Annotated in this window: 9 protein-coding genes; all 9 read right to left on the reverse strand. The window is 49.9% G+C overall.

The window, feature by feature from the left end:
• Nucleotides 1-21: 21 nt before the first annotated feature.
• A complete protein-coding gene (locus HZ996_11250; protein ID QTN39691.1) occupies nucleotides 22-603 on the reverse strand; it encodes a 3'-5' exonuclease in 582 nt (193 codons plus the stop codon).
• Nucleotides 603-2,450, reverse strand: a complete 1,848-nt coding sequence (locus HZ996_11255) for a cyclic nucleotide-binding domain-containing protein (GenBank protein QTN39692.1) — start codon at nucleotides 2,448-2,450, stop codon at nucleotides 603-605. The genes HZ996_11250 and HZ996_11255 overlap by 1 nt, the downstream gene beginning before the upstream one ends.
• On the reverse strand, nucleotides 2,440-4,335 hold the full coding sequence (acs, locus tag HZ996_11260; protein QTN39693.1) for an acetate--CoA ligase: 1,896 nt from the start codon (nucleotides 4,333-4,335) through the stop codon (nucleotides 2,440-2,442). Before acs ends, HZ996_11255 begins: the two co-directional genes overlap by 11 nt.
• Before the next feature lie 9 nt (nucleotides 4,336-4,344).
• Complete coding sequence (locus HZ996_11265; protein QTN39694.1) at nucleotides 4,345-6,261, reverse strand: acetate--CoA ligase; 1,917 nt, start codon at nucleotides 6,259-6,261, stop codon at nucleotides 4,345-4,347.
• A 21-nt stretch (nucleotides 6,262-6,282) separates the two neighbouring features.
• Nucleotides 6,283-6,645, reverse strand: coding sequence for a response regulator (locus HZ996_11270; GenBank protein ID QTN39695.1), 363 nt, complete (start codon nucleotides 6,643-6,645; stop codon nucleotides 6,283-6,285).
• Nucleotides 6,638-9,304: a histidine kinase gene (locus HZ996_11275; GenBank protein QTN39696.1), complete on the reverse strand. Its 2,667-nt coding sequence runs from the start codon at nucleotides 9,302-9,304 to the stop codon at nucleotides 6,638-6,640. The genes HZ996_11270 and HZ996_11275 overlap by 8 nt, the downstream gene beginning before the upstream one ends.
• Nucleotides 9,301-9,495 carry a hypothetical protein gene (locus HZ996_11280; GenBank protein ID QTN39697.1) on the reverse strand — a complete coding sequence of 65 codons (195 nt, stop codon included), beginning with the start codon at nucleotides 9,493-9,495 and terminating at the stop codon, nucleotides 9,301-9,303. The genes HZ996_11275 and HZ996_11280 overlap by 4 nt, the downstream gene beginning before the upstream one ends.
• Nucleotides 9,496-9,561: 66 nt before the next feature.
• A complete protein-coding gene (locus tag HZ996_11285; protein QTN39698.1) occupies nucleotides 9,562-11,340 on the reverse strand; it encodes a cation acetate symporter in 1,779 nt (592 codons plus the stop codon).
• A gap of 22 nt (nucleotides 11,341-11,362) precedes the next feature.
• Nucleotides 11,363-11,617, reverse strand: coding sequence for a DUF4212 domain-containing protein (locus HZ996_11290; protein ID QTN39699.1), 255 nt, complete (start codon nucleotides 11,615-11,617; stop codon nucleotides 11,363-11,365).
• Nucleotides 11,618-11,621 lie beyond the last annotated feature (4 nt).

The raw sequence follows: 11,621 nt of genomic DNA on the forward strand, positions 1-11,621 counted from the left end.
AACGGTGAAAGGAAGGGGATGTTACTCGGAAGTCAAATAGAGGAATAATTCCGCAGTCATATAGGCGTCACCTAATGCCGTATGTGCACCGTGATGTTCGAGACCGAGCTTTTGGCAAACTTTAGATAAGGCCCAGGATTTTTGACCTCGCTCTACACCATCGGGAAATTTCCGACGAGCAACCTCCAAGGTGTCGTAGGTTTTATTCTCTAAAAGCGGCATACTGGACCTCTTCAAGGACTCTTGAATCAAGGCCACGTCAAAATCGATAAAATGACCAACGAGCAGGTCCGTTCCGACGAAGTCGACAAATCGTTTAACAGCCTCTTCTTCTTCCAACCCACTAATCAAATCTCTTCCGGTAAACTCGTGTATTTCTGCCCCTCCACCATCAAAGGATGATCGCTTTAGTCGCCATTCAAAAGAGCTCTCTAATTGAATTTTTCGATCCACAATTTCAACGGCTCCCAACGAAAGAATCCTGTTCTTTTGGGGATCAAGGCCGTCCGTTTCACAATCAAAAACAACTTGACGCCTTCCGAATCCATCGCGCGGTGACAAGCGTGTGCCAGTGGAACCTCGCTTAGAAAACCAGCCCCACATCAGCTTCTAAAATAATTGAGTTGAAAACGAACCTTAAGCATGGACTGCAGGCTCTGAATGATCTCGAATATACTCCGCAAAGACTGACGTTCCATTTTACTCAAGTCGGAAAGCGGAATATATCGGCCCGACGTCTCATTCCTCATGCCGACACTTCCTCGCAGTTTAAGGGCATAGTCAAAAGCCTCCGCGGCATCTCGGAACAACTTGGCATTGGTTGGTTCAACCTGTGCTGCCTTCAGGTAGCGTTCTCGTGTATTGTTGATGTCCATGATTTGATGCTGGAGCGCTAGGATGCGTGCAACATCCACGAGCGGCAACAACACTCGGAGCTTTAAATCAAATTCATCTCTGTGCTCCCCGGACTTTTCGACTATAAACTGTCGGAAAAAGCTCAAAGGCGGAGGAGTTTCAGCACCGTCCCGTGCCAAAAACGAAGCAAAGCGTTCATGAAGGTCGCATTCGGCATAAATATGTTCAGCCAGCGCTCTGGAGCGCTCATCTGGCCCGTCAATAGGTCGAAAATCAAAGAATATGGTCGTTTGTAGAACGTGTTCTTCATCCGGAACGCGAATCCATGATGAAAAACGCTCTTTCCATTCGGCAATGGAACTTCTCCACTTCCTTTCCGTAGGCATGATCTCCGCGGCGTCCGGTTCAAAACCAAAGGCGGTGAGGCCAGCACAGACACGCTCCGCCCATTCCTTGAAATAGGCATCAATGGTCTCGTTTTGATCTTCAAGCACTAAAGCGTGATCCTGGTCCGTGCGAATCAATTGTTCTCTTCGCCCTAAAGACCCCAGCATCAACCAAGTATAATCACAGGGTGGCGGACCCAACTCCTGCTCTACCTCCCGAGCCACTCGTCGATAAACCGATTCATTCATAGCGGCAGAAAGCGCACTGATGGTAGACGCTTGTACGTCTTGTTCCAAGTAACGCTCAATAAGGCGATCACCTTTATCTCTCCATTTCATGGCTTTCTCCCGCGTGCTTGCGGATCGGATTTCGCGGATGATCAAAGCGGGATGATCACCCTGCGCGGCGAGAATATCGTGCTCGCTAACCATGCCTACTACAGCGGAGTTGCTTGTCCCATCCTCTGTAATCACCAAGTGATGGATTTTTCGCTCCACCATTTGAATCAAGTAAGCCGCATGACTTTGATCTGGAGCCATTGTGCGGACGGGTGAACTCATGATGGCCGTCACTGGATCTTCCAAAGGCACCTTACCCGTAGCCACCTGCACCCGCAGATCCCGGTCAGTGACAATCCCTACAGGACGTCTGAGATCATCGACAACCACATAGCTCCCGACGCCTCGTTCGCTCATATCTAATGCGGCATGGCGAATCAGCACCTCATCAGTCCCGCACAGAACATCTTTCCGAACATCAGCGAGTGTTATCGCCTCAAGCCCTTGAGTTCTAAGTCCCTTACGGGACGATGCAAAATCCCGTGCAAAGTACATCGCCACCCGAGCGTTTCCCTCCAAGATCCTTTTACCAGAAGCCAAGGGCAAGAAGTAGATGATTCCCTCTTCACGAACAACGGAAGACCCTCGATAAGTATCATTAGCTAAAAGCGGCCGGATTCCGAAAAGATCTCCCTCGTCAAAGACATCGATCATTTCATCTCCTTCCACGAGGTCCACGGCTCCAGATCGGACCATATAAAAGTACTCACCCGGCTTGTGGTCTTTCTGAAAAATCACCTCACCTGGTCGGACATAGGTGACCTGGGTCCTGGTGGCCAAATACAGCGTTTCCTCCTCGGACATTAGGTCAAAAGGAGGAAACGACTTGAAAAAGTCGGCTACGCGCTGAACGATGGCATTAGAGGGCACCTTCTTTGATAATTTCGACTACATCTGGATCCAACAGCGTGGAGGTATCTCCCAAGTTAGAGGTATCTCCCTCCGCTACCTTCCTCAAAATCCGCCGCATAATTTTTCCGGAACGGGTCTTAGGCAGACCAGGAACGAACTGAATCTTCTCCGGCTTGGCAATCTTCCCGATTTCAGCCACCACGGTTTCGACGATTTCTGCGCGCAGAACATCTTGATTGGCTACCTCATCACGGGTAATAACATAGGCGTAGATACTCTGTCCTTTGATGGGATGAGGATAGCCCACTACTGCGCTTTCGGCAACCTTGTCGTTCGCGTTGATGGCGTTTTCAATTTCGGCCGTTCCGAAGCGGTGACCGGAAACATTGATCACATCGTCTACACGGCCAATTATACGGTACATGCCATTCTTGTCTCGCTTAGCACCGTCTCCCGTGAAGTAATAGCCATCATAATGGGAGAAATACGTCACACGGCAGCGCTCGTGATCTCCATAAGTCGTGCGAAGCATAGAAGGCCAAGGGTGCTTAATACACAGATACCCTTCCACCTCGTTTTCTTCAATCTCATTTCCATCGCTATCCAATAGAACGGGTTGAATTCCCGGAAGCGGATACCCGGCGTGTGACGGATTCATCGGTGAAAGATCTCCCAAGCCGGAAATCATGATTCCGCCGGTCTCCGTTTGCCACCATGTATCCACAATCGGGCACTTCTCTTTTCCAACGTGGATGTGGTACCACTCCCATGCCTCTTCATTTATAGGCTCACCCACACTTCCCAAAACCTTTAGCGAGTACAATCCATAAGAAAGTACATGATCTTCTCCATGCGCCATCAACGCGCGAATTGCCGTTGGAGCGGTATAAAACTGGTTTACCCCGTGCTTATCACAAACTTGCCAAAAGCGTCCTGGAGATGGATAGGTCGGAACGCCCTCAAACATGACGGTCGTAGCTCCGTTCAAGAGCGGACCATATACGATGTACGTATGTCCAGTAATCCAACCCACGTCAGCGGTACACCAGTATACGTCCGACTCCCCTACCTGGAAGACATTGGCAAAACTATATCCCGCGTACACCATATACCCTCCACAGGTGTGCACCACTCCTTTCGGCTTACCCGTAGAACCACTGGTGTACAAGATGAACAGCATGTCCTCGGAATCCATTTCTTCTGCAGGACATTCCTTATCGGCTTCCTCCATTTCCTTGTAGAGCCAATAATCACGACCGTCCACCATATTCACGGCCCATTGTGTACGTTCTGCAACAAGAACCGTTTCTACCGATGGGCATTCTTGAAGCGCTTCATCCACAACAGCTTTGACAGGAATCTCCTTGGCACCTCGGTACAATCCATCCGAAGTCAAGACCATTTTACACTGTGCATCATTGATCCGGTCCGCCAAGGCAGAAGCTGAAAATCCCGCAAAAACAACACTGTGTACGGCACCGATTCGTGCACATGCCAAAGTCGCTACGGCCAAATCGGGAATCATGGGCATGTAAATGGCAACGCGATCTCCTTTGACCACACCGTGCTTCTTCAAGACATTGGCAAATTGATTCACCCGTTCATACAGCTCTCGGTACGTCCATCGTATGAAGCGCTCCTTAGGATCATTGGGCTCCCATATCACCGCTAGTTTGTTACCGCGATCCTCTAAATGGCGATCCAGACAATTCTCGGTGATGTTCATTTTGGCATTGGTAAACCACCGCACATCTGGTTTCGAAAAGTCCGATTCAAAAGTGCTGTCCCAGGGTTTGCGCCATTGGAATTCACCAGCTATTTCGTCCCAGAATCCCGATGGATCCTCAACACTTTGCTTGTATTTCTCTTGATATTCCTCGAATGATTTAATCTGATAATTCATGGGTTCGGTTTAGTGGTTCACGTTTTTCTTTTGTTCGTTTTGTTTTTGGGCCTGCGGCCCGATAATCGAAGCGATCGATTCAATAATCGTCGGATCGTCAATTGTAGATGGAATGCTGTAGGGCTTTCCATCGGCAATGGCCCGAAGTAGTTTTCTCAAGGTCTTACCCGACCGAGTCTTCGGCAATCGCTCCACAACATGGATTTCTTTAAGCGCGGCTACAGGGCCTATTTCCGCCCGAACGGAAGCGACCAATTCCATAGCCAACTCATGCTCCGATACAGGAACATCTGGTTTCAGTACGACTAAGGCCACTGGTCGTTGACCTTTGAGCTCGCACTGAACTCCAATGACTGCGCACTCTGCTACGTTTTGATTTCCGGAAACGACTTCTTCCATCTCCGCCGTAGACAGACGATGTCCCGCGACATTGATGATATCGTCCACGCGGCCCGTGATGAAATAATACCCGTCATCATCAATGTAACCACCGTCACCAGAGAAGTAATAGTTCGGGAACTTGTCCAAGTATCCCCTTCGGAATCGCTCGTTATCTCCCCAAAGCGTTGGTAGGCAACCCGGTGGTAAGGGTAGTCGAACGGCCACATAACCCTCCTCGTTTCGTTCTGCTAAAGATCCGTCTTCGCGCAATATGTCGATGCCGTACCCCGGTACCGGGCGTGTAGCCGAACCGGCTTTGACCGGTAAAGCGTCTAGTCCCATCATGTTCGCCAGCATTGGCCAGCCGGATTCCGTTTGCCACCAGTGATCAATGACCGGTACACGAAGCATGTCTTCTAACCAATGCAAGGTAGCCGCATCGCAACGCTCTCCGGCGAGAAACTGATACCGCAAGCAACTCAAATCATACTTCTTCATCAAGGCCCCTTCCTCATCTTCTTTTCGAATGGCTCTAATAGCCGTTGGAGCGGTAAACATGACGGATACTCGGTGTTCTGCAATCACCCTCCAGAAAGTGGATGCATCAGGCGTACGAATGGGTTTACCTTCGAACAGAACGGTGGTAGCCCCATAAATGAGCGGAGCGTAAACAATGTAGCTGTGTCCTACAACCCAGCCTACATCCGAAGCAGCCCAAAAGACTTCTCCGGGGCGAAGCCCGTAGATATACTTCATGCTGTAGTTCAGGGCCACTGCGTGTCCGCCATTTTCACGAATGATGCCCTTTGGCTTTCCGGTCGTACCTGAAGTATAGAGAATATAGAGCGGATCTTGAGCGTCCACAGGGGTGCATCCTACAGGCTCGGCCGAAGCGACCAACTCATTCCAGTCTATATCCCGGTTTTGCACAGGTGCAGGAGCTCCTAGATTTCGACGAAATACCACGACGCGATCCACCTTGTGTTCCGCCTTTTCTATGGCTTGATCTACCATGGGTTTGTAGGGAATGATCTTGTCCACCTCAATCCCCGATGTTGCCGTCATGATGAGCTTAGGCTTCGCGTCATCAATGCGAATAGCCAGTTCGTGTGGGGCAAAACCACCAAAGACTACGCTGTGAATGGCTCCAATTCGAGCGCAGGCCAGCATGGCCATCGCTGCCTCTGGAATCATTGGCATGTAGATGACCACCGTATCTCCCTTTTCAATTCCAAGGGCTTTTAAGCCTCCGGCCAAGGCACTCACCTTATCTCGAAGCTGGCGATACGTGTACTTTTCCACCGTCTGGGTGACGGGGGAATCATAGATCAGTGCGTTTTGCTCTGCCCTTCCATTCTCGACGTGATAATCCAAGGCCAAATAAGCCGTATTCATCATACCACCTTTAAACCATCGAAAGAAGTCGTTTTGGTCCTTGGAAAGCACTTGATCTGCTGGCCGAAACCAGTCTAATTCATTAGCCTGCTCTTGCCAAAAGGCAGCAGGATCGGTCAGGCTTTTTGCGTAGTGTTCTTTGTAACTCATCAGTTGCAGGTTAAAGGTTTGTCAGGAGAGTTGATTCTTGATTTCTTTGAGGAGTTCACGTGTGGAGAAAGGCTTGAGCATGTAGGCATCGGCCCCCAGGGCCAGGCCTTTCTCCAAATCGGCCCGTTTGCTCTTGGCCGAGAGGAAAATCACTTTAGTCTGATCAAAAGTCTTTGTCGATTTGATGTATTCGCATATTTCATATCCATTTACATCCGGCATCATGATGTCCAGTACCACTAGGTCCGGGACTTCCGTTTGAAGCAGATCCATGGCTTCTGTACCGTTGCGGGCAATGAGTGTATCATACCGCTCTTTGCGGAGCATGTAGTCCAAACTCATCAGGATATTGGGTTCGTCGTCGACGATCATAATCTTAGACATGAGATTCTTGTTTTTGCTGGTGGTGACGGGAAATGGGAAGGGTAAATGAGGCCCGAGTCCCGCCTTTCTTTTCTGGACGGAGGTATATGACTCCTCCGTGTGATTGAATGATATTCTTGCAAATGGCTAGACCTAGCCCCGTTCCTTTGGGTTTATTCGTCAGTTGATGACGAACTTGATAGAATTTATCAAAGACGCGTTCCGCATCTTCTTGACTAATTCCCGGGCCGTTGTCAATGATGTTGACCTTAACCTCTCCGTCAATTTCGTAGGCCGAAATGCGGATGTGACCATCTGCCGGGTTGGCAAATTTCATGGCGTTGGACAGCAGGTTGACAATTACCTGTGTGATACGGTCCTGGTCAATAAATACCGGTCTCATTCCTCGGGCAAGGTCCATCTTGACCTGAATATTATGATGTTCTCCAAGGGTGTGCATGGAGGAGATGGAACGATCGAGGAGCTCGGCGATGTCCGCTACTCGTTGATCGAGTTGTAGGTTGCCCGATTCAAACTTCTCCAAGTCCAGGACATTGGTGATCAGTCTCGTCAAGCGTTCACAATCCTCGACTATGTTGTTGAGAAACATTTCTTGATCACTTCGGAGCATCTCGGGCTCATCGTGTAGAATTTCAGCTTGAGCACGAATACTCGTCAGTGGGGTGCGTAACTCGTGTGTTACAGTATAGAGGAAGTCGTCCTTCAATCCCCCGAGCTCCTTCATTTGCTCGTTCGCAAGCCTCAACTCCTCTGAGGCGAGTATGAGTTGATCAGATTGCGTTTTGAGTTTCTTGTTGAGTTGGAGGACTTCTCGACTTTCGTTGAGGATATTCACCACCTCGCCAATTCCAATGCGCTCCTCTTTGACCACGCTGGAAATCATGATTCGGGCCGATGCAGGACCAATGGCTTCGGCCAACAGTCGTTCGGCATAGCTGATCATTTTAGCATCCGCATGAGGAGCTGATCGCCAATCAACGCCCTGAATCCGGGCATATCGATCCAAGACCTCCTCGGCTCTTTGATCTCCCAAAAACTGGTTCAACAGCGCCTGGATATTGGGGAAGCTTGCGCTGCCCTGCCAAACGAGTCGGTCTTCATAGCTGCGCGCATACTTGTCCGCATCAACAAAGAGCTCTGCTTGTTGTATGTCGCGTGCAGTTTCCTTCGTGAAAGACGAGACCACCACATAGACCATCGCATTGAGGAGTAGCGTGAGGTAAACCACGGTAGATGTGGTGCTCACACCCAGCCAAGTCGATAAGGCCGTTACTTCCCAAACACTCCAAGCCGGGTTGAGGTCGGGTAAAATCAACAGGACAAACCACAGAATCAACCCGAAGAGCATTCCCGCAAAGGCCCCATGGCGGTTTCCCTTCTTCCAAAAAAGCCCTCCAAGGTAAGCAGGTGCCAGTTGTGCAACGCCAATGAAGGAGGTAATTCCAATCGAAACCAAAGTGGTGCGTTCCCCTACGCCTCGGAAATAGGCCCAGGACAATAGCATAATGACTAGAATGCTGAATCGGCGGATCCAAAGCAGCTTTTTGGAGAAATCGATCGACGGCATCAAGCGAATCAAGGCCGGTACAATAAGATTGTTGCTGACCATTGTTCCCATGGCGATGGTCGAGACAATGATCATGGAACTGGCTGCTGAAAATCCTCCGATGAAGACTAGGCTACTGAGCCAAGGCTGATCCATGGTCAGCCAGCTCATATAGAAATCTGGATCAATCTCCGCGGGAAAAGCCAATCGGCCCGTGAGGGCCACTGGAAAAACAAGAAGATTAATGACCAAGAAGTACAGCGGCAATAGCCACAAGGCATGCCGGAGGTGGGATTCACTTCGGTTCTCAACTACAGCCACTTGGAACTGACGCGGCAGCAAGAGAAAGGCTAGACTGCTGATCAAAATCAGGGAAACCCAAGAGCTCTGGCCTTTTTCTGGGATGGCCGTCAATTGCGCAAAGTCAGACAAGATATGCGCATCTGAAAAGAGTTGACCTAGGCCTCCTTTATACTGAGCGAGTATCATGACGCTAGCGAGGAGAAAGACAAAAATTTTGATTCCGCTTTCGAAGGCGACCACGGCGATCATTCCGCGTTTTGGTCGGCTGGCCTCAAGGTATCGAGTTCCGAAAGCAAGGGTGAAAATGGTGAGGATGAGCGTTGCGACAAATCCGCTATCGATGCCTGCAACCGCCGACCCCATTTCGTGGGTAGTTAGAAGGCTGTAGCTCTCGGAGATGGCCTTGATCTGAAGGGCGATGTAGGGAATAATCGCCATGAGAAGTACCGTAGAAACCAAGGTGGCCATGCGCTGGAATTGTCCATAACGCGCGCTGAAGAAATCGGCCAAGGTACCAATACGATGGGTTCGAGCAATTCGAATGGACTTACGGGTAATCAGATACCAGAGGGGCATGGCCAATACTGGTCCCAAATAAATCGCGAGGAAGTCCAATCCTGAAGTTGCCGCCCGACCTATACTCCCGTAAAAGGTCCAAGCCGTACAGTAAACGGCCAACGATAGCACATAGGCCGCCGATCCGTTGGCCCATTTTTTCACAAGTGAATGACCCCGTTCGGAATAATAGCCAATGGCAAATAATACACCGAGGTAGAGCAGCGTCAATATGGCCAGGAGCGCACCACTCATTCAGACTCGGTCTTTGTTCTCTTCACTATCAAAGCCAGAGCGACGATGGCTCCAGCCCAAACAACAAAGAGATAAAAATAGAGCGCGGGAATTCCCCAGACCGTACTCGCACCTTTGAACAACACCGGTAATGGGAAGCAAAGAATGGCGAAGAAGACCAGAAAGAGAGAAAACAGCTTGGCTCGATTCATTTGTGCAACAATTTAGAAATGAGTGAAGCCATAAAATATGACTTCACTCATGTAAGGGTCGCTCGATTAGTGTGCTACGGCAGAACCTGCTCCGCTCGGGATCCGGATGTCCTCAACCAGATCCTGAACATCCTGAGGAGGTTCTGGGGTAAACAAGGCTACGATCCACGCGACCGCGAAATTGATCACCATCCCGATGGTACCAAATCCTTCTGGAGAGATACCAAACCACCAGTGGTCTTTGGTTGCTGTAGCTGGATCTCCGATCCAACCCAACTTAAATCGGGCGATGTAGTAAATGGTAATTCCCAAACCGACAATCATACCGGCAATGGCGCCTTGACGATTCATGCGTTTGGAGAAAATTCCCATGACAATGGCAGGGAAAAAGGAAGCCGCAGCCAACCCAAAGGCCAAAGCCACCACCGAGGCCACAAAACCTGGAGGATTGATACCGAAGTATCCAGCCACGGTCACCGCCACTACTGCACTTAATCGAGCAGCGATGAGTTCCCCTTTCTCTGAAATATCTGGAGCAATCTGCTTCTTGATCAAATCATGCGCGATCGAGGTAGAGATGACCAAGAGCAATCCAGCCGCTGTAGATAGTGCCGCAGCTAGACCTCCCGCCGCAACGAGGGCAATCACCCAATTGGGCAGGTTGGCAATCTCTGGATTGGCCAGTACCATGATGTCTCGATCCACAAAAAGCTCATTGGGAGAATCCAAGTTCGCATTCTCTACCATACGCTGACCATAAGGTCCTGTCTCACCCGAGAAAACGGGCTTTTTACCGTTCACTGCACTTCCGGGCAGGTAGTTGATCTTACCGTCTTCGTTCTTATCCACCCAGGCCAATAGACCTGTTTTTTCCCAGTTTGGCACCCATTCAGGCATCTCACTGTACTCCTTGTCGCTCACCGTTTCAATGAGGTTGGTTCGCGCAAATACAGCAATGGCTGGAGCAGTGGTATAGAGAATGGCAATGAACAGCAGTGCGTATCCCGCTGAACGTCGGGCGTCGCGTACTTTGGGTACCGTAAAGAAACGGACAATCACGTGCGGTAATCCCGCCGTTCCCACCATCAAAGCTGCGGTAATGAAGAACATGTCGAGCATACTTTTGCTCCCGTTGGTGTACTCGGCAAATCCGAGTTCCGCGTGAAGTCCGTCAAGCTTGTCTAAGAGATAAGATCCATCCGCCGCAGTTCCTCCGAATCCGAGTTGCGGAATAGGGTTTCCGGTCATTTGAATGGAGATGAAAATAGCGGGCACCATAAAGGCGAAGATCAAAACGCAATACTGTGCTACTTGGGTATAGGTAATCCCCTTCATTCCACCGAGCACCGCGTAGAAGAACACGATAGCCATACCGATGTACACTCCCGTGTTGATGTCTACTTCCAGGAAGCGGGCAAAAACAACCCCAACTCCGCGCATCTGCCCCGCCACGTAAGTGAAGGAGACAAAGAGTGCGGCAATTACGGCAACCGTGCGCGCAACGTTGCTGTAGTAGCGGTCCCCGATGAAATCAGGAACTGTGAATTTTCCAAACTTCCGAAGATACGGAGCCAGCAAAAGAGCGAGAAGTACGTATCCTCCTGTCCAGCCCATCAGATATACCGAGCCATCGTAGCCCGAGAAGCTGATGATTCCCGCCATGGAAATAAAGGAAGCTGCAGACATCCAGTCCGCCGCTGTAGCCAAACCATTGGCTAGAGGAGAAACACCCCCACCGGCAACATAGAAGTCTTTTGTAGAGCCGGCACGAGACCAAATTGCGATTCCGATGTAGAGCGCAAAGGTGATACCAACAATGATATAGGTCCAAATTTGAATATCCATTTTTTCGTCTTTTAATAGGTGATTATTCTTCCACGTCGAATTCGCGATCCAGACCGTTCATGAGCCGAACGTAGACGAAGATCAAAATGACGAAGGTGTAGATGGAGCCCTGTTGGGCGAACCAGAAACCGAGCTTGAAGCCCCCCACGCGAATGGCGTTGAGCTGATCGACCAGCAAGATTCCAAAGACATAGGAAACCACGAACCAGATGGCCAGGAGAATCCCCAGATAGCCCAAGTTCTTTTTCCAATACTGTTGTAAAGATTTGTTACTCATGGTT

The organism is Cryomorphaceae bacterium, from assembly GCA_017798125.1.
Lineage (GTDB): Bacteria > Bacteroidota > Bacteroidia > Flavobacteriales > ECT2AJA-044 > ECT2AJA-044.